The organism is Bradyrhizobium sp., assembly GCF_035701725.1.
In the GTDB taxonomy this organism is placed as follows: domain Bacteria; phylum Pseudomonadota; class Alphaproteobacteria; order Rhizobiales; family Xanthobacteraceae; genus Bradyrhizobium.
On record NZ_DASSRP010000113.1, the window covers coordinates 1 to 18,538 of the forward strand.

Genomic DNA, 18,538 nt, shown 5'->3' on the forward strand with positions numbered 1-18,538 from the left:
ATCATGGTTACGACTGCAAGAATTCTCTTCATCCAAATCGCGCTCCGGAGGGGATCACCCCTTGGATACTGGGCTCGCCCGGCCGCTTGAAGCGCAAATCGGGCACGCGATGTTTTTGAAAACGCATGGGAGGCGCGGCAACTCACCTTTGGTGCAGCGCCCACACCCGCTAGGCCGAAACGCGCGGCCGACCGGGCGTGGTTGAGAAAACCCTAATCGATACATTCAATTGCAGCGATATCCGCGATCCGAGCTTTAAAAGTTCAGGCGTAGGATTGGCGTTGATGGGAACAAAAAACGGCGGGGGCCACCAACAATGACCATCGAACTGATCGAATTGCTTGCCTATCCGGCAACGGCGTTTCTTGCGGTCGCGCTGACCACCAAGCTGATCGAGCGCCAACGAGACGTGCTGTACGGGCCCTATATCTGGGGCCGCAAGACTGGTTACGACGGATTCCGCGAGGAGCTTGACGCTTACATGGTAGCGATCGGGCTGAAGCGCGGCTACGGCCGCTTCGCGGTGAAGTTTGCCGCCGTCAGCATCCTTGCCTCGGCGATCATTGGCTGAGACAGGCCGATGAGTCTCGTCGATCATAATTGCGCAACGCAACGCGGATTGAAGATCGTCTGCGAGGTCTGCGGCAATCTCTCGATCAAGCCGATCGAGCCTGCGGACGCGCCTGACGGCGCCAGCGTCCATTGCCGGCGCTGCAACGCCGTGCGCGGGACTGTTGCCGACCTTCGCGCGCTGGCGCGGCAGTCGACGGGCGAGTTCGAGTTCTAGAACAACCGAAAGCCGATATCGGCAAGGCTGTCGACCGGCGGCTCGACCACACGTGGCCTGAAGCGCAGCCTTTCGCCGCGCATCTTCAGGAATTCCCGCAATTCGACTTCGCCTTGCCGGATACGGTTGCGGAGCTCGCGGCGGTCAAACTGGGTGAGTTCGGGACTTGCGAGTTCGCGCCAGGCGTTACGCTGCTCGGCCATACGCGCCGCGATTTCATTACTCAAAACGTCGGTCTCGATCATGGCGCCCGACCTTTCGCTTTGGAAAATCGACGCTCCCAATCTCGCCTGCCAATTGCTTAAAAATGGTTAACGAAACCCTTACGGCGGCGGTGCTTACCCTTCCTCAAGACCGGACAGGGTAGGAATGGCCGATGTCGTTCTCATTCGCACCCGCAACGTCTTCGCGCGGTATCCCCGCGCCGCTCGAGAAGGCGGTTCTGCTACTGGCGGCGTTCAATGTCGCCATGATCGCGGCGATGTATTTCGGCCATTCCTGGCTGTACGACGCCGACGGCCGTCTCATCGACACCGACTACATCAACGTCTGGGCTGCGGGTAAGCTCGCCCTCGAGGGTCACCCGGCGCTTGCCTGGGATTGGGCCATCCACAAACAGCTTCAGGTCGGACTGCTCGGCCGCGACTATGTCGGCGACTACGCCTGGCACTATCCGCCGCCATTCCTGTTCGTTGCCATGCTGCTGGCGCACCTGCCCTACGCCGCCGGCCTTGCCGGCTGGGCGGCAACGAGCTTTCTTCCTTACGCGGCGATGATGCGCGGCCTCGTCGGGCAGCGGTTCGGACTTGTGGTCGGCACGGCCTTTCCGGTCGTGCTCGCCAACACCATGGCAGGACAAAACGGTTTTTTGACTGCCGCCCTGCTCGGCGGGACGTTGGTACTGATGCCGGCGCGGCCGGTACTCGCCGGCATCTGCCTCGGCCTGTTGTCCTACAAGCCGCAATACGGCCTGCTGTTTCCGCTGGCGTTGGTCGCCGCACGGCAATGGCGAACGTTTGCCGCGGCAGCCATCACCACCGCGACGCTGGTGCTGATCTCGTGGATCGCGTTCGGCATCGAAAGCTGGCAGGCGTTCTTCCACTGGATGCCGACGTTTTCGCAGGCCTTCTTCTCCGAAGGCCGTGTCAGCTTCTACAAACTACAGAGCTTGTTCGGCCTCGTGCGCATGCTCGGTGGCAGCGAACATCTGGCGTGGGCGTTCCAGTGGGTGGCATCGGCGGGGATTTGCGCCGGGGTGGTCTGGCTGTGGCGCGGCCGCGCCGCGTATGAACTCAAGGCGGCAAGTCTTGCGACGGGCGCGCTGTTGCTGACGCCCTACCTCTTTCTCTATGACATGATGGTGCTGGCCATTCCGGTCGGTCTATTGGTGCGCATCGGGCTCGAAAGCGGATTCCGCCGCAACGAACTCGCCTGGCTCGCCGGCGCGATGGCGCTGCTCATCGCCTTCCCCTTCACGGAGCTTCCGCTGGGGCTCGCCAGCACCCTGATCGTGGCGGCGCTCGTTGTGCGCCGCATCGTAACTCCCGCAGAACAGCGACTGATCCCGCAGGAAATCGCCGCGTTGAGATAATGAGGCCGGCTTTAATCGCGCATGTCGCCCACGCGTTTTGAGCCGATTTACCCGGTATTGGCTGTTTGCTAATGGCAGTCTCGCGTTCATTTTCGCGGAAGTGTTCCATGGTCGATCGCCGGACGTTCACCACGCTTCTTGTCGGCGCGCTTGCCGCTCCCGCCGTACCTCTCGGAAAAGCGTTGGCGGGCCAAACCAAAATGACAAACAAGAACGTGTTCTATTCGGCCGTCGGGCCGGCGCTGACGCCATACGGTATCGACATCGACAAAGCCGAGCTTGCCAAGCTGGACCCGGTTTCGACGCCCGCCAACATCCAATATGCCTGGCCGCACCCGTCGAAACGCTATCTCTACGTGGTTTCCAGCAGCGGCGGGCCGGCCGCCGGCGGCGTTTCCTCAAGCACGCATGTCGCCAATGTCTTTGCGATCGATCCCGCAACCGGCGCGCTGAAGCCGCATGGCGATGCGGTCAAGCTTGCCACGCGCCCGATCCACGCCAGCGTCGATCATTCCGGACGATACTTGCTGATCGCCTACAACAATCCATCGAGCCTGAGCGTGCACCGCATCAATGCCGACGGCACCATCGGCGACAAGGTCGAACAGCCGAACAAGCTCGATACCGGTATCTATGCCCATCAGATCCGCGTCACGCCCGATAACAAGCAGGTCATCCTGGTGACGCGCGGCAACAATGCGCCGACCGACAACCCCGTCGATCCCGGTTCGATCAAGGTCTTCACCTTCAAGGATGGCGTGCTGGCCAATCTCGCGGCAGTGGCGCCGGGCGACGGCATGCATTTCGGACCGCGGCATCTCGACTTTCATCCGAAGAAGCCGTGGGTATTCGTTTCGATCGAGAGCCAGAACCAGCTCATGGTCTACAAGCTCGACGACAAGACCGGCTTGTCGCGCGATCCGCTGTTCGTCAAGAACACGCTCGCCGACCCCAATTCGAAACTGCGGCAAGCGGCCGGTGCCATCCACGTCAGCCCCGACGGCCATTTCGTTTACATTGCCAATCGAGCTTTCTGGACCACCGACTTCGAGGGCAAGAAGGTGTTTGCGGGAGGCGAGAATTCGGTCGCGGTGTTCGCCATCAATCAGACAAGCGGCGAGCCGACGCTGATCCAGAACGCCGACGGCCACGGCAATTATCTGCGCACGTTCAATATCGACCCCTCGGGCAAGCTTCTGGTCGCCGCGCCGCTCTGGGCGATGGCCGTGCGGGACGGCAGCAACATCACGACCGTGCCGGCCGGCCTTGTGCTTTACCGGGTCGGTCAGGACGGCAAGCTGACCTTCGCACGCAAATACGACATCGACGCCACCGAACAGAAGCAGCAGTTCTGGGCCGGGATGGTGACGCTAGCCTGAGGTGACAATGCCCGACCCATCCAGTGCCATCACCCGCCGCTCCATCCTCGGCGCCGCTGCCGCCGTTGCCGCGACGCCAGCGCTCGCGGAAGAATGCCGCGTCGGCCCGCCGCCGCACGAGAAGGGCCCGAAGGTCTGGATGGACATGGATCAGGTCGAGCTGGACGCGTCCTATGACCAGTCCGTCTACGCGCCGATGCTAGGTCAGATCCAAAAGCGCTTTGCCTCGAGCAGCGAGACCACGCGCCGGCGGCTCGGGGCGCCAAAGCGGTTTGCCTACGGCCCGACACCGATCGAAGGCCTCGACGTCTATCCTGCGCGAACCGCGAATGCACCAATCTTCGTCTTCATCCACGGCGGACGATGGCTGCGCGGCAGCGCCAAGGACTACGGCTATCCGGCCGATCTGTTCGTCAATGCCGGCGTCAACTATGTCGTGCTTGACTTCATCCAGGTCGATGCGGCGAATGGCGATTTGAGGCCGATGGCCGATCAAGTGCGACGCGGCATCGCCTGGGTTTACAGGAACGCGGCCAACTTCCAAGGCGACACCAAGCGCTTCTATATCGGCGGCCATTCCTCTGGCGGTCACCTTGCCGGCGTCGCCGCCGTGACCGACTGGGAAAAGGACTTTGGCCTGCCGGCCGATCTGCTGAGCGGCGTGCTGCTGATGAGCGGACTATACGATCTGAAGCCGGCGCGGCTTTCGGCACGCAGCAACTACGTCAAATTCGACGACGACATGGAGCAGCGCCTGAGTTCGATCCGGCACATCGATCTGTTGCGCGCGCCGATATCGATCACCTATGGCAGCTTCGAGACGCCGGACTTTCAACGTCAGTCCCGCGATTTTGCCGCCGCGGTCAAGGCTGCGGGCAAGCCGGTCGAGCTCCTCGAAGCACCGAATTTCAATCACTTCGAGATGTGCGAAAGTCTTGGCAACCCCTATGGCCCGAACGGGCTGGCCGCGCTCAAGCTGATGAAGCTGGCGTAAGCACTTCGCGCGACGGCACATCGCGTCGAAAGGCACTTCGAATGAAGCGCTGCGCCGGCGCCTCGAAACAGCGGAACGTCAGATAGGACAGACACAAGGTCGTCAGGACATAGATGGTCAGCAGCGCGCCGCTATAGACGGGCACGGGACGGCCGGCGATTGTGAAACCGATCATGATGCTCAGCTGAATCGGAAAATGCAGGAGATAGCTTGAATAGGTCATGTTGCCTGCGGCTTCGATCGTGGCTTGCGCCCAGCGCGGCATGGTGATGTTCCGCGACAGGCAAAACAGCAGGATCGGCGTATAGGCCAGAAACAGCGGGAACGCGACATTGGCGAGGCGATCACCCAGCATGACGACAGCCAGCGGCGGGATCACCGCCGCGGCGATCATGGCGGAGGTTTCGATGGCCCTGCGGTAACGCGAGCCGCCGACCGCCTGCCGCGCAATTGCGGCCAGTCCGCCAATATTGAAAAACGCCAGGCAGAGAAGCAATTGGCGGTTCGAGCCCTGGAGCACGTTGTCCAGGCACAACACGACGATCGCGACATTCAGCCACCACGACCGCGTCGCGCGCAGCATCAGGAAGAACCACAGATAGACCAGCACCTCGACGGACACCGACCAGATCGGCCCGTTGAAACTGAGGTCCTGGGTGCCCTGCCATTCGCTGGCCAGAAACAGCTGCGCCAGAAAGTGCCAGGGATCGTTGCTCTGGTAGACAAAGAAGCACCGGTGCAAGTTGAAATAAGCCGATTGAAGCAGCGCGACCATGAGCAAGGTGACGAAATGCAGCGGGTAAAGTCGCGAGAAGCGGAGCACGAAGAACTGCCGGCCACTCACCGTGCCGCCGGCGATCGCGTCCCGATATTTCCAGAAGAAGATGAATCCGCTGATGCACCAGAATATCCAGACCCCGAAGGGGCCGGACTCGTAAAACGCGCTCAGGACGCCGTAGAGCGGCAACCGCTCCGGTACCAGTCCCACCGGTTGGTCGGACACATAGAAGAAATGACGGTAATGAAAAATGAGAATCGCAAAGGCGGAGACGAAGCGCAGCACCTCGAGCGCGATCAGCCGGTTCGTTGCATCGGGCGCGATTTGTCTGGGCGCAGACGACATCAGCGCGCCGCCGCGCCGCATGCGGCCGACACTCCCTTGAGCACCGCATCATCCCAGACCGCATAGCCGGCGGCGTCCAGATGAATGCCGTCGATGGTGTGAGGCGTATTCATCGGCGGTAGCGGAGTGAAGCTCGCGCCGCTCTTTTCGGCAAGCGCGGGTAGCGCCGCATTGAAAGCTTCGATGCGCTGCATCGTCTGAGCCCGATATTCCTCTGTCATGCGCCCGCGCAGTTCGACTGCGGGAATGCCGAGTACGCCGAGATGATCGGCCGAGCCCTTGAGCTGAGCGAGCAGCGCGCCGTAACTCGCTTCGAATTGCTTCGGGTCGCGCCCCTGCAGCGCGTCATTGGTGCCAAGTGCGACCAGGATGGCGGTGGCGCGGCGCTCCCCCAGCACATCGGTCAACCACGTCCCCAGGTCGCTGGCCGTCGAGGCGCCATCGAGTCCGGCATTGACGAGAGCATGGCCACAAAGCGTGCGCGGCAGGGTGGACGCTTCCGTGATGCTGTCGCCGAGAACGATGATCGGTTTTTCGGCGCGACTGAACGTGTAGTGCAGGACGACCTGACGGATATGACGGTGCGTATCGGCCGGCGCCTCCCTTTTCAGGAAGGAAAAGCCCGCGAAAAGCATCCCGACCGCCAGGACTATGAGAGAAAGCCGCGCTCCGTTCATCTGGCCACCGCAACCTCAGGCGAGCAAGCTGGCAAAGGAACGGGCGCCTGAACCCGTCGCGCCGGCTGAAAAATAGCAGGTGGAGTCTTAAGATATCATTGGCCGAAAATCCCGGAAATTCGGCCCTGGAACCTAACCGCCGTTAACCCGGCTGCCTTGACAGGGACGCCATCGCCGCCCCCATTGTGGATGAGACTCTACCCACGTGAAGAGAGGGAGCGCCATGGCGCGAAAATTGATCGACATTTCCGTGCCGCTGCAAAACGACGTGCCGGCCGACCCGCCCGGCATCAATCCGCGCATCGAATATCACGACCACCAGCAGAGCCTGCCGCGGATGCTCGGTTTCTTTCCCGGACTCAAGGCGGAAGATCTGCCGGACGCTCAGGGCTGGGCGATGGAGATGGTGCAGCTCTCGACCCATAACGGCACCCATCTTGATGCGCCCTATCACTATCATCCGACCATGAACCGGGGGGAACGCGCCTGGACCATCGAGGAAGTACCGCTGGAATGGTGCTTTCAACCCGCCGTGAAACTCGACTTCCGCCGGTTTCCCGACGGCTATGTCGCGACCGCCAACGACGTCGAGACTGAACTCAAGCGCATCGGGCATACGCTCTCTCCACTCGAAATCGTCGTGGTCAACACCTCGGCCGGCGCCAAATACGGCCGGGCCGACTATGTCAATTCCGGCTGCGGCATAGGCTATGAGGCCACGATGTACCTGCTCGAGCGCGGCGTGCGGCTGACCGGCACCGACGGTTGGAGCTGGGATGCGCCGTTTGTCTTTACCGCCAAGAAATACGCCGAGACCAAGGACGCGAGCCTGATCTGGGAGGGCCACAAGGCCGGACGTCATATCGGCTATTGCCATATCGAGAAGCTGCACAACCTCGAGCGGCTGCCCTCGAAGGGCTTCATGGTCTCTTGCTTCCCGGTGAAGATCGAACGCGCATCCGCAGGCTGGACACGTGCGGTTGCGATCATAGACGACTAGTTGAATTGCCATCATTGATGACTAGCCGGAGCGACGACGAGCAACTACATCGGGTCGCGCCATGTCGGACGTCCAGCTTGCAACATCGTTTTTCTGAACGACGACGTAACGCCGATGCAGTTCGTCGTCCACGTGTTGCAGGAGTATCTCGATCTCGGCTACGACGACGCGCTCAAGCTCATGCTTCGCGTTCATCACGAGGGAAGAGCGGTCTGCGGCTCCTTCGAGCGCGACGAGGCCGAGACGCGGCTCGCTGCCATTCGGGCGCTGGCCCACGGGCACAACCATCCGCTCCAGTGCATTCTCGAGGAGGCGCGTTAGTCTTTCGTCTCATCACGCATGAGATGCGACTTCGCGTGATGATGAATGATCGTCATCCGGCGGCGGCCGATGGCCGGCGCCCACTTCGGCGACGCCATTCGAATTCGCCGCGCTGTCGCGATAATGCCTTGAATTCAGACGAGAAAACCGCGTTCCCGAGCGGGCGAGGAAGCGCCCGCTCGCCGCGTTAACGCTGCCTTGCCAGCGAACAGGCTGCGACGATTTTGGACTTTCCAAGAAGATGGCGGGATCGTACGACCGACGCGGCTGATGCCGTTTCGCTTGCTGGGGACGCAAGCGAAGCTACAATGAGCCCAAGGCCGCCAACACCAACTAGACCAAGGCCAACGATAACAAGGCCAGCGACATCAAACGTCGCTGAGGCCTAAGGAAACGGAGAGGAACGTCATGACATCAACATATATTCGCTCGCTGTTCGGCGCGACGGCCTTGGGGCTGGTGCTGGGCGGCGGCCAGGCGCTCGCCGCCGATCCGATCAAGATCGGCGTCATTGCGGAAGCGCAAGCCATCGCCGGCGCCTCGATCCCGCAGGCCGCCCAGCTTGCCGCCGATGAAATCAATGCCAAGGGTGGCGTCGATGGCCGCAAGATCGAGATCATCACCTACGACAACCATTCTTCGTCGGCGGATTCGGTTCGCGCTTTCCAGCGCGCGGTCAACGAGGACAAGGTCAACATCGTCATCGCGAGCTACATCAGCGAGGTGGTGCTGGCGCTGGAGCCATGGGCGGCGCGCCTGAAGACGCCCTTCATCACGCCGGGCGAGGCCTCCAACGAGATCAGCAAGGCCGTTCACGCCGACTATGAGAAGAACAAATACACCTTCCACGGCTATCTGACCTCGGCGGCGCTGGCGCTGTCGGTCTGCGACGCCGCCAAAGAGCTGCTTGTCGATCAGAAGCACATGAAGACCGCCGTCATCATGAGCGAGGACGCCGCCTGGACCAAGCCGCTCGACATCGGTTACGAGGAATGCCTGCCCAAGATCGGCTTGAAGGTCCTCGACCATATCCGCTTCTCGCCCGACACCACCGACTTCACGCCGATCTTCAACAAGATCGAGGCTGCCAAGCCCGACGTGATGATCACCGGCATCTCGCATGTCGGGGTGCAGCCGACCGTGCAGTGGAAGAACCAGCAGGTTCCGATCCCGATGTTCGGCATCTCCTCGCAAGCCACCAACTCGACTTTCGGCAAGGACACCAACAACGCCTCCGACGGCGTGCTCTATCAGGGTGTATCGGGCACGGGCGTGGCGGTGACGCCCAAGAGCGTTCCGTTCACCGAGGCCTTCAAGGCAAAGTTCGGCAACTTCCCTTCTTATGCCGGTTACACTTCGTATGACGAAGTCTACTACATCGCCGATGCCGTGAAGCGGGCCGGCTCGCTGGACGCCGACAAGCTGGTCGAGGCGCTGGAAAAGACCGATTGGGTCGGCACCATCGGCCGCGTCCAGTTCTACGGCAAGGACGACCCGTTCACGCACTCGATCAAGTACGGCAAGGGGCTCATCACCGGCTTGATGCTGCAATGGCAGGATGGCCAGCAAGTGGCTGTCTGGCCGGCGGAAGTCGCCAAGGCCAAACTGAAGTTCCCGAGCTTCATCAAGGTCACGTCGAACTAATCTCCTTACGCAATGCTCCCGGGTATCCCCGGGAGCATTTTTCGTGGCGAGACGTTTTCCTGAAGGGGGCAGCGGGGGCTGCCGCGGACAGCGCCGTCTATTTGAAATTCCTGCATCACTCACCGCGGGTCCAACCAGGAATTTCAAATAGAAGACCGGCACTGTAATCATGAATTTTGCAAGTGCCCTTTGCTTTCCGAAGTTCGTGCAAGAGGGCGCGGCGACGTGTTACGAACTTCGGAAAACGGGCACTCGTGTTCATGCTTGCGTTCCAGATCCTGATCGACGGTTTTGCCATCAGCGCGCTGTATGCGCTCGGCGCCACCGGATTTACACTCATCTTCGGCGTCTCCGGTGTCCTCAACCTGTCGCACGGCGCCATCATGGTGCTGGCGGCGGTGGCCGCCTGGGCGGCCGCGAGCGTGCTGCATCTCGACACCTACTCGGGTGCGCTGCTTGGCGTCGGCGTTGCGCTCGTATCGGCGCTCATCACCTATTTCGCGGTTGTGCAGCCGATCCAGAAGTCGCGCCGGATCGCCAACGAGGAAAAGGAAATCTTCGTGCTCACCGGCACGCTGCTCTGGGGCATCATGATCCAGGAGCTGATCGCCTATTTCTTCACCAACAACGCCAAGACCGTGCTGCCGATCGTCGAGGGCGTGGTCGATATCCTTGGCGTGCGCACCCCGCGCAACGAGATCTTCACCGCTTTCGTCTGCTGTCTGGTCATTGCGCTGCTCTGGCTTTTGGTGAACCGCACCCGCACCGGCAAGGCCGTGCTCGCAGCTTCGATGAACCCGCGCGGCGTCACCCTGCTCGGACTTGAACTTGGCAGCATCTATGTCGTGGTCTGGGCGATCTACGGCATCCTCGCCGGCATCGCCGGCGTGCTGCTCGGGATGTTCTTAGGGGTAAGCTCCTACAGCGTCGGTCCGCTCACCGCGAGCGCCTTCTCGATCGTGGTGCTCGGGGGCCTCGGCAGCGTTTCCGGCTCGCTGATCGCCGCATTCGTCGTGGGCTATCTCGAGACCGTTACGGCCTATCTGATCTCGCCGGCCTACCGCACCATCCCTGCCCTGCTCTTGCTTGTCGCCGTGATGTATGTGCGGCCGCAAGGCCTGCTCGGGAGGCGCTGACAGATGGCCAGCTTCTTTACATCTCGTCTTTTTTTCATCTCGCTCGCGATCGTCATTATTGCCTCAACGCTGCCGCTCTACGTCTCCGGCTATGTGCTGGGGCTGCTCACCGTTGCCTATTACTTCGGCGTGTTCGCGATGGCCTGGGATCTGCTGTTCGGCTTTGCCGGCGAGGTCAATTTCGGCCCGACCTTCCTGATCGGCGTCGGCGCCTACACCGCAGGCATTCTCAACAATCAGTACGGCTGGTCGGTCTATCTCTGCATCGTGCTTGGCGCGCTCGCCTCCGTGATCGCAGGCGTCGTACTGGCGCTACCCGCGCTTCGCGTGCGCGGACCTTATTTCGGCCTGACCACGCTCGTTGCGGTGCTGATGCTGCAAAACTTCGTGGTCGTGTTCGCCGATCTCACCGGCGGCGAAATCGGCCTGACCATCCCCGATGTCATCACCATCAATGCCAGCGCCAATTACTGGATCGCGCTCGGCTTCATGACCCTCAGCGCGCTGATATTGTACGGCCTGTCCCAATCGCCGATCGGTCTCGTCTTGCAGGCGAGCGGCCAGGATCCGGTGCAGGCCGGCGCGCTCGGCTTCAACATCGTCAAGCACAAGCTGGCCGCCTTCATCGTCTCGGCGTTCTTCTCTGGCCTCTCCGGCGCGCTCTTGGTGTTTTACTTCGGCACCGCCTCGGTCGGCACCGTGGTCGACGTGGCGGTCGGTGTGAACGTGATTGTCGCGGCGGTGCTTGGCGGGCGCCGCACTGTGCTCGGCGCCGCGCTCGGGGCGATCTTTTTGATCGTCGCCGGCGAGTTTCTGCGGCCGACCGGCGAGCTTGCGACCTTCATCGTCTCCGCGGTGGCGCTGCTCGTCGTCCTGTTCTTTCCCGGAGGCTTCCTGGGCGCAGCCCTTTCACATGAGGGGCGCTCATGATGGATTCCATCACCAACAATCCGCCCGTGCTCGAAGTCCGCGGCCTCACCAAGCGCTATGGCGGCCTCACGGCGGTGAAGAACCTCGATCTCGAAGTCCACGCCGGCGAAATCTTCGGCCTGATCGGTCCGAACGGCTCGGGCAAGTCGACCGCGATGAAGTCGATCATGGGCATCGAGCGTCCGACCTCGGGCACCGTGACGTTTCAGGGCGAGAATGTCGCCGGCCTGCCCGCACACAAGATCGCGCGCATGGGCTTTGGCATGGTGTTCCAGCACTCGCGGCCGCTGAACCGGCAGACGGTGCTGGAGAACATCATGGTGGCGCTGCTGCCGGACAGTCTCTTCATGCTGTTTCCCGACAAGGCGCTGACCGAGCGCGCCAAGTGGATCGCGAGCCGCGTCGGCCTCGGTTCGGTGATGGATCGCCGTCCGCCGACGCTGCCGTTTGCCGATCTGCGTCGGCTGGAACTTGCAAAAGCGATCGCACGCGACCCCAAGGTGGTGCTGGTCGACGAACCCTTTGCCGGGCTGACGCTCGCCGAAGTCGGCACGTTCTCGGAACTGATCAAGAGCTTCCGCGACGAGGGCCGTGCGGTGCTATTGGTCGATCACAACGTCAAGAGCGTCGCGGCGCTGGTCGACCGGGTGCTCGCGATGTATCTCGGCGAAGAGATCGTCACCGGCCGCGCCGACGAAGTGATGCGCAACGAGACCGTGCGCCGCGTCTATCTCGGCGGCGCGATCGAGACCTCGGCCCGGCCCGAGGCCAGTTTCAAGGACAAGGTGCCGCTGCTTCAGGTCGAGAATGTCAGCGTGCATTACGGCAAGGCCCAGGCGCTGGAAAACGTCTCGATCCACGTCCACCATGGCGAATTCGTTTCGGTGGTCGGGCTGAACGGCGCCGGCAAGACGACGCTGTTCAACACCATCTCGGGCTTCCTGCCCTATTCCGGCGAGATCACCCGCGACGGGGAAAAACTGCGCGGAACAAGCCCCGCGAAAATCGCGCGCAGCGGCATCGTGCAATGCCCGGAATCGCGCGAGTTGTTCGGCGAAATGACGGTCAAGGAAAATCTCGACCTCGGCGGCCAGCACTTGAGCGACGAAATCCGGGTCAAACAGCTCGAATGGCTGTTCGCACTGTTTCCGATCCTGAAGGAGCGCCAGGGACAGCTGGCGCAGACGCTCTCGGGCGGCGAGCAGCAGATGCTCGCGATCGGGCGCGCGCTGATGATGCAGCCGAAGATCCTGATTCTCGACGAGCCGACGCTCGGACTTGCCCCGGTGATTCTGGAGACGCTGTCGAAGGCGCTTGAGCGCTTGCGTCAGACCACCGACATCACCGTGTTGCTTGGCGAGCAGAACGTGACCTTTGCGCTTCCGCACGCCGACCGCGTCTACGTGCTGGAGCATGCGCGGATCGTCTGGGAAGGCGATCCGGGCCGCTTCGCCGCCGAGGCCGGCGAAGGTTACCTCTAGAGGCTGTCAGTCTGGCCCGAGTCAAAACCGGCTCCAAACTTCTTGTTCTGACGCGGACTTCGCTCGAAAGCGCTACTCGGCGTGGACGGTCCGCATCGGAATGGCCATGTCCGGCTGCACAGTCTGCACCGGCACGTCCTCACTGCCGCCGCCGAATTCCGCCTGGACGGCCTGCGAGATCCAGACCGACGATTTCGGATGGACAATAACGAGCGCGATCAGCACAAAAGCGAGGGCGCCCAGTAGAAGCAGGAATCCAACGCTGCTTTTCGGCTCGTTGCGGTGATCAGTTTGACGCGACTTCTCGTACGGAGCATGCATGGACGCCTCCACGTTTTCTGAGAATGTCCCCTGCGTCACCCTACTCCGACGCTCATCACGGTGCGTGTGAGCTGCTTCACAACATCATTGCGCTAATCGCGCGTTAATCATCCTGGGCAGCCGTGCCTGCAATTTCCTGCAGCGGTTCCAGCTCGAGCACCACGATCGCGCCATGCTCGAGCCGCACCCAGTTCCGCGTCGACCAGGCGCGCAACTGCTTGTTGATGCTCTCGCGCGACATGCCGACCATTTCGCTGATTTCCTGCTGGGTCACCGCGATGGTGCGGCTGTCCTTCGCCGCCTTGTGCCGTTCGGTGAGGCGAATCAAGGCGCCTGCCAGCCGGCCCGGCAGATCCTGCAGGATCACCTGCTCGACCTGGTCGGAGGTCCAGCGCAATCTCGCGCATAACAGTTCGATGAATTTCATCGCCAGAGCCGGCTGGCTGCGCACGAAGGGGAGAAATTCGCGCCGGTCGATCACCAGGATTTCACAGTTGCTGTTGGCGGTCGCATCCGCGGTTCGCGCCTGACCATCGAGCACCGCGACCTCGCCAAAGATCTCCCCGGGACCGATCAGGTTGAGAATCGCGCTGCGCCCGTCGGGCGAAGAAATGCTGATCTTGACCGTGCCGGAAACCACCGCAATCAGGCTGTTGCCTGGATCGCCCTTGGAAAAGATGGAGGCCCCGCGCTTGAGCACCGCGGGCTTGATATACCGGGCCAGTTGCTCGAAGGCGTCCGCGTCGAGATCGCAGAAGATCGGGTGCGCGCGCAGCATGGCAAATTTGCTGCCTGTCACCTGTCTGGGCTCGATGATCTTGTCCTGAGACACGGCCATACCAGTTCTCCGGATGCGAACGACACGTGCAATTATCCTGCCAATGGCCGTCTGACCGCCGGGCCGGGCAACAGTGTGGCAGGCGGATGCGGTTTGGAAAAATTTTGTCCCAAATGAGGATTTTGCTAGTACTGCCGGAAAGATCGGCCGGGAACAAGCCCTGTTGTCATGACGGCGCCCCCGGGGCACCTTGTTCCCATGATGGCTTCCGTCAACCTTAAGACTTCGACAAGACAGACCCCGCCACTGCAGGATTCGATGAACTGCGAGACGGCGTTTCGGACCGCCGCAAGCCATTATCTGCATCAGTTGACGGCGCAGGATCAGGGTACGGCTGCAGGCGATGCCGCCGCGCTGCACGCCATGCGTGTCGCAATGACACGCTTACGGACCACAATTGCCCTGTTTTCCCCCATGGTCGAGGGGCAAGAACTGCTGCGGCTTGGCGCCGAGCTGAAATGGCTGCGTGCCCATCTCGGCATCGTTCGCGACCTCGATGTCGCGCTGGAACGGCTCAGCAAGATCAAGCTCAAGGGAACGGTCAAGGGAGCGATCAATGACCGCCCCTGGAAGCAGGAACGGGACGCCTGCCAACGTCATCTCACCCGCGCCCTGCGCTCACCCCGTTATCGACGGCTGATCAAGGACCTGATGGCGTGGATCGACCGCGGCGACTGGTCGCGAAAGCGGAGCAAAGAGGCCATCGAACGCCGCGCAGCGCCGGCTGACCGTTACTGCGCCGACCGTCTGAAGGAATGGCGCAAGAAACTCTTGAAGAGGAGCCGCAAGCTTGACGAACTCGGTACCCGCAAACGCCATCGCGTGCGGCTCGCCAACAAACGGCTAAGCTATGCCGTCGAGGCGGCGGAACACCTCGCTCCACCCGAGGAGGCACCGACGCGCGCGGCGATGCTGAAGCTGCTGCGCCGGGCGCAGAAGGCGCTCGGACAATTGAACGACGACGCGCGGCGGCATGCGCTCGCGGCGGCATTTGGCGAAGACGGGCTTGACGGCAGCGATCTCGTACTCGATGCCAAGCAGAAGCGACGCCTGCTGCGAAAAGCAGCCAGCGCCTATCAGGAACTTGCCGAACTCGGGCCGCCGAAGACGTCGAACGGCTAGATCAACGCCATGTGTGATGCGAGACGGCGCTCCGCGCCTCCTCGGGATGAGGCCGTCATTTGTAACGCTTTGACCCTCATGGTGAGGAGCCGCACGCGGCGTCTGGAACCATGAGGCCGCCGATCGAGGATCGAAACAATCCTTCAGCGCGGCACAACGGCGGTCGCCTCGATCTCGACCTTCGCTTCCTTCTCGACCAGGCGAACGACCTGAACCAGCGCCATCGCCGGATAATGCGCGCCGAAGATCTCGCGATAGACCTGGCCCAGCACCTTCAGGTTTGCCAGATACTCGTCCATATTGACGACGTACCAGGTCAGGCGCACCAGATGCTCCGGCCGCGCGTCGCCTTCGGCAAGAATGGCCGCGATGTTTCGCAAGGTCTGGCGCACCTGCGCGACGAAATCCGGCGCCAGATGGCCGTAGATATCCCAGCCAATGACGCCGCCGGTGACGACCAACCGGCCATCGGCGCTCATGCCGTTGGCGTAGCCTTTTGGCGTCGGCCAGCCGCGCGGTTGCAGGACGCGCGGCTCTGTTTCGCTTTCGGAAAACGCGGCGGGAGCCGGACCTTTCGAAGGGTTCACTGCAATTCTCCTTACGGAAGCTATTCAGCGGCGACGCCAGGCGAGGTGCTCTTTCCCAGCGCGATCTGCCGCAGCGCGAAGCGCTTGAGCTTGCCGGTCTCGGTCTTCGGCAGTTGCTCGACATATTCGATCGCGCGCGGATACTTGTACGGCGCGATCGCCTGCTTGACATGTTCCTGCAACTCAGAGGTCAGCGCCTCGCTCGCGGTGACGCCCGCCGTCGTCACGACATAGGCCTTGACGATCATGCCGCGCGCCTCGTCCGGCGCACCGACCACGCCGCATTCAGCCACCTTGGGGTGACTGAGCAGCGCGGCCTCGACCTCCGGCCCGGCGATGTTGTAGCCGGAAGAAATGATCATATCGTCCGACCGCGCGACAAAGCAGAAGCGGCCCTGCTCGTCCTTGGTGAAGGAATCGCCGGTGAGATTCCAGCCGTCGCGGACGTAATTGGTTTGCCGTGCGTCGGCAAGATAACGGCAACCCGTCGGTCCGCGCACCGCAAGCTTGCCGATCACGCCCGCGGGCAACTCGTTCATGTTCTCATCGACGATCTTCGCCTCATAGCCGGTCACCGCGGTTCCGGTCGAACCGGCGCTGGCGGTCCCGATGCGATTGCTGATGAAGATGTGCAGCATCTCGGTCGAGCCGATGCCGTCAAGAATGGTCTTGCCGGTCTTTTTCGTCCAACTCTCGAACACCGGCGCGGGCAAGGTTTCGCCGGCAGAAACCGCGAGCCGCAGTGAGGACAGATCCGCGCCCTGATCCATCGCCGCCATCATCGCGCGATAGGCCGTCGGCGAGGTGAAGCAGATCGTGGCTTTGTAGGTCTCGATGATCTTGATCATCTCGCTCGGCGCGGCGTTCTCCAGCAGCGTTGCGGTGGCGCCGAAGCGCAACGGAAAGATCGCTAGTCCCCCGAGCCCGAAGGTGAAGGCAAGCGGCGGCGAGCCGACGAACACGTCGTCCGGCGTCACGCCCAGCACTTCCTTGGCGTAACCATCCGCGATCATCAGGAGATCGCGATGGAAGTGCATCGTCGCCTTCGGCTCGCCTGTCGTGCCCGAGGTAAATCCAAGCAGCGCGACATCGTCGCGGCCGGTCTTGACCGCCTCGAAACGAACCGGCTTGCTCAGAGCGACGCGATCGAGTTCGGCATCGTGGTTGGAGGTGCCGTCGAAATTGACGACCTGCTTGAGAAAGCGGCTGGTCTTGGCGCAGGCGACAAGTTCGTCGGCGATGCGGCTGTCGGTCAGCGCCAGCGATATCTCGGCCTTGTCGACGATCTTGGAGAGTTCGCCGGCGCGAAGCAGCGGCATGGTGTTTACGACGACCGCTCCTGCCTTGGTTGCGGCGAGCCAGGCGGCGACCAGCGCCGGATTGTTGCCGGAGCGGATCAGCACGCGATTGCCGGGCTTGACGCCGTAGTTTTCGACGAGCGCATGCGCCAGCCGGTTCGACCAGTCGGCCAATTCCTTGTAGGTGCGCAACCGGCCGTTGCCGATCAGCGCGGTGTGGTCGCCAAACCCTTTCTCGACCATGCGATCGGTCAATTCGACCGCGGCATTGAGATATTCGGGATACTGAAACTCGGGGCGGTCGAGCAGGATATCCGGCCACAGCTCGAAGGGCGGCAGGTTTCGCCGTGAAAAATCGTCGATGTGGCCCGACGGACCAAGCGAAACGGAAATTCGACCTGACATTTTCCATCGTCTCCCGTTTCGGGATAGCGGAGCCACCATCGTTCCGGGGTGATGCGGAGCATCGAACCCGGAATTTCGAGATTCCGGGTCTGGTGCTCGGCGCGAAATTGAGTGCTCAATCTTGTCGCCTCGCACGATCCAGGAAGGACGGGCAGCCAAATCATTTTATACTTAAAGCAATTTGGCGCAAGTGGCCAGCGTGAGGCTTTTGTGGGCTGCTTGGTCAGCGCCCTGCCAATTCCTTGAGCCGCAGCGTCATCGCCGACGCCGGATCGGCCAGCGGCGCAATCGCGGTGAAATGGTTGGCGGCGGGAACCGCGCCATATCGCGTTGCAACGCCGGCCTCGCCCCAGACATCGACAATCGTCCGGCTTTGCCGGTGATATTCCGCGCTCTCCGCTTCACCCACGACCGCGTCGAGGCAACCGTGGGATGGTGGTTGCCACAACAGCGGGCTGGCCGCACGTGCCGAGGCCTGATCGAGGCCGAGCGCCTTGTTGATCGAGGTCGAAAGCAGCGGCTCAAGCTCGAACAGGCCGGAGATTGCATAGGCCGAGGTCACAAGCCCCGCCGGAAAGGACGCGTCATAGGCCTTCCAGTCGGTCGCGAGCATACAGGCGGCCAGATGTCCGCCGGCCGAATGGCCGCTAACGACGAGCGACTGCGACAGCTTCGCCAATTCGAACATCGTCTGGAGCATCTGCATGACGATGTCGGCGACCGATACATGGGGGCAGAGATCGTAGGTCGGAACGGCGACGCTGATGCCATGGGCATTGAGCCCACGCGCCATGTGGCTGAACCATGAGCCGTCCAGCGCCTGCCAATAGCCGCCATGGATGAAGACGACGAGCGGGGCCGGGTTGTCGTGGTCAGCCCGATCGCTCGTAAAGAGATCGATCAC

General features: G+C 62.0%; 20 protein-coding genes. 12 read left to right on the forward strand and 8 right to left on the reverse strand.

Features of this window, described 5'->3' with window-relative positions:
- Nucleotides 1-316: 316 nt before the first annotated feature.
- Nucleotides 317-571 carry a hypothetical protein gene (locus VFL62_RS06165; protein WP_325171482.1) on the forward strand — a complete coding sequence of 85 codons (255 nt, stop codon included), beginning with the start codon at nt 317-319 and terminating at the stop codon, nt 569-571.
- 9 nt (nt 572-580) lie between these two features.
- Complete coding sequence (locus VFL62_RS06170; protein ID WP_325171483.1) at nt 581-787, forward strand: hypothetical protein; 207 nt, start codon at nt 581-583, stop codon at nt 785-787.
- On the opposite strand, the gene VFL62_RS06175 is transcribed toward VFL62_RS06170, so the two are convergent.
- Nucleotides 784-1,032 carry a hypothetical protein gene (locus VFL62_RS06175; protein ID WP_325171484.1) on the reverse strand — a complete coding sequence of 83 codons (249 nt, stop codon included), beginning with the start codon at nt 1,030-1,032 and terminating at the stop codon, nt 784-786. The two genes, VFL62_RS06170 and VFL62_RS06175, sit on opposite strands and share 4 nt — an antisense overlap.
- Before the next feature lie 131 nt (nt 1,033-1,163).
- Between VFL62_RS06175 and VFL62_RS06180 the strand changes: the two genes are divergently transcribed.
- From VFL62_RS06180 to VFL62_RS06190, 3 genes are all read left to right on the forward strand, one after another.
- Nucleotides 1,164-2,378, forward strand: coding sequence for a glycosyltransferase family 87 protein (locus VFL62_RS06180; protein WP_325171485.1), 1,215 nt, complete (start codon nt 1,164-1,166; stop codon nt 2,376-2,378).
- A gap of 200 nt (nt 2,379-2,578) precedes the next feature.
- The gene (locus VFL62_RS06185) at nt 2,579-3,757 is read left to right on the forward strand and encodes a lactonase family protein (RefSeq protein ID WP_325171486.1); all 1,179 of its coding nucleotides are present in this window, start codon (nt 2,579-2,581) and stop codon (nt 3,755-3,757) included.
- A 7-nt stretch (nt 3,758-3,764) separates the two neighbouring features.
- The gene (locus VFL62_RS06190) at nt 3,765-4,751 is read left to right on the forward strand and encodes an alpha/beta hydrolase (protein ID WP_325171487.1); all 987 of its coding nucleotides are present in this window, start codon (nt 3,765-3,767) and stop codon (nt 4,749-4,751) included.
- On the opposite strand, the gene VFL62_RS06195 is transcribed toward VFL62_RS06190, so the two are convergent.
- Both VFL62_RS06195 and VFL62_RS06200 read right to left on the reverse strand, forming a co-directional pair.
- Entirely contained in the window at nt 4,729-5,895 is a 1,167-nt protein-coding gene (locus VFL62_RS06195; RefSeq protein WP_325171488.1) for an acyltransferase, read from the reverse strand. The two genes, VFL62_RS06190 and VFL62_RS06195, sit on opposite strands and share 23 nt — an antisense overlap.
- Complete coding sequence (locus tag VFL62_RS06200) at nt 5,874-6,509, reverse strand: SGNH/GDSL hydrolase family protein (protein ID WP_325171489.1); 636 nt, start codon at nt 6,507-6,509, stop codon at nt 5,874-5,876. The genes VFL62_RS06195 and VFL62_RS06200 overlap by 22 nt, the downstream gene beginning before the upstream one ends.
- Before the next feature lie 265 nt (nt 6,510-6,774).
- On the opposite strand from VFL62_RS06200, the gene VFL62_RS06205 reads away from it, so the two are divergent.
- The 6 genes from VFL62_RS06205 (at nt 6,775) to VFL62_RS06230 (ending at nt 13,063) form a co-directional block, all read left to right on the forward strand.
- A complete protein-coding gene (locus VFL62_RS06205; RefSeq protein ID WP_325171490.1) occupies nt 6,775-7,551 on the forward strand; it encodes a cyclase family protein in 777 nt (258 codons plus the stop codon).
- An 84-nt stretch (nt 7,552-7,635) separates the two neighbouring features.
- On the forward strand, nt 7,636-7,872 hold the full coding sequence (locus tag VFL62_RS06210) for an ATP-dependent Clp protease adaptor ClpS (RefSeq protein ID WP_325171498.1): 237 nt from the start codon (nt 7,636-7,638) through the stop codon (nt 7,870-7,872).
- Between the two features lie 408 nt (nt 7,873-8,280).
- Nucleotides 8,281-9,516, forward strand: a complete 1,236-nt coding sequence (locus VFL62_RS06215; protein WP_325171491.1) for an ABC transporter substrate-binding protein — start codon at nt 8,281-8,283, stop codon at nt 9,514-9,516.
- Nucleotides 9,517-9,776: 260 nt separating this feature from the next.
- Nucleotides 9,777-10,652, forward strand: coding sequence for a branched-chain amino acid ABC transporter permease (locus tag VFL62_RS06220; RefSeq protein WP_325171499.1), 876 nt, complete (start codon nt 9,777-9,779; stop codon nt 10,650-10,652).
- Nucleotides 10,653-10,655: 3 nt separating this feature from the next.
- Nucleotides 10,656-11,582 (forward strand): branched-chain amino acid ABC transporter permease, encoded by a 927-nt coding sequence (locus VFL62_RS06225; protein WP_325171492.1) that lies wholly within the window; start codon nt 10,656-10,658, stop codon nt 11,580-11,582.
- Nucleotides 11,582-13,063: an ATP-binding cassette domain-containing protein gene (locus VFL62_RS06230; RefSeq protein WP_325171500.1), complete on the forward strand. Its 1,482-nt coding sequence runs from the start codon at nt 11,582-11,584 to the stop codon at nt 13,061-13,063. The genes VFL62_RS06225 and VFL62_RS06230 overlap by 1 nt, the downstream gene beginning before the upstream one ends.
- 72 nt (nt 13,064-13,135) lie before the next feature.
- On the opposite strand, the gene VFL62_RS06235 is transcribed toward VFL62_RS06230, so the two are convergent.
- Both VFL62_RS06235 and VFL62_RS06240 read right to left on the reverse strand, forming a co-directional pair.
- Nucleotides 13,136-13,384 (reverse strand): hypothetical protein, encoded by a 249-nt coding sequence (locus tag VFL62_RS06235; RefSeq protein ID WP_325171493.1) that lies wholly within the window; start codon nt 13,382-13,384, stop codon nt 13,136-13,138.
- A 103-nt stretch (nt 13,385-13,487) separates the two neighbouring features.
- A complete protein-coding gene (locus VFL62_RS06240) occupies nt 13,488-14,216 on the reverse strand; it encodes a Crp/Fnr family transcriptional regulator (RefSeq protein ID WP_325171501.1) in 729 nt (242 codons plus the stop codon).
- Nucleotides 14,217-14,480: 264 nt separating this feature from the next.
- Here VFL62_RS06240 and VFL62_RS06245 point away from each other — a divergent pair, with 264 nt between their 5' ends.
- On the forward strand, nt 14,481-15,344 hold the full coding sequence (locus VFL62_RS06245; RefSeq protein WP_325171494.1) for a CHAD domain-containing protein: 864 nt from the start codon (nt 14,481-14,483) through the stop codon (nt 15,342-15,344).
- Between the two features lie 143 nt (nt 15,345-15,487).
- Here the strand turns inward: VFL62_RS06245 and VFL62_RS06250 are convergent, their stop codons facing one another.
- The 3 genes from VFL62_RS06250 to VFL62_RS06260 all read right to left on the reverse strand — a co-directional run.
- A complete protein-coding gene (locus VFL62_RS06250) occupies nt 15,488-15,931 on the reverse strand; it encodes a RidA family protein (RefSeq protein ID WP_325171495.1) in 444 nt (147 codons plus the stop codon).
- Nucleotides 15,932-15,951: 20 nt separating this feature from the next.
- Entirely contained in the window at nt 15,952-17,634 is a 1,683-nt protein-coding gene (locus VFL62_RS06255; protein WP_325171496.1) for a benzoate-CoA ligase family protein, read from the reverse strand.
- Nucleotides 17,635-17,857: 223 nt separating this feature from the next.
- Nucleotides 17,858-18,538: alpha/beta hydrolase (locus tag VFL62_RS06260; RefSeq protein WP_325171497.1), on the reverse strand; the 681-nt coding region annotated here is incomplete at its 5' end.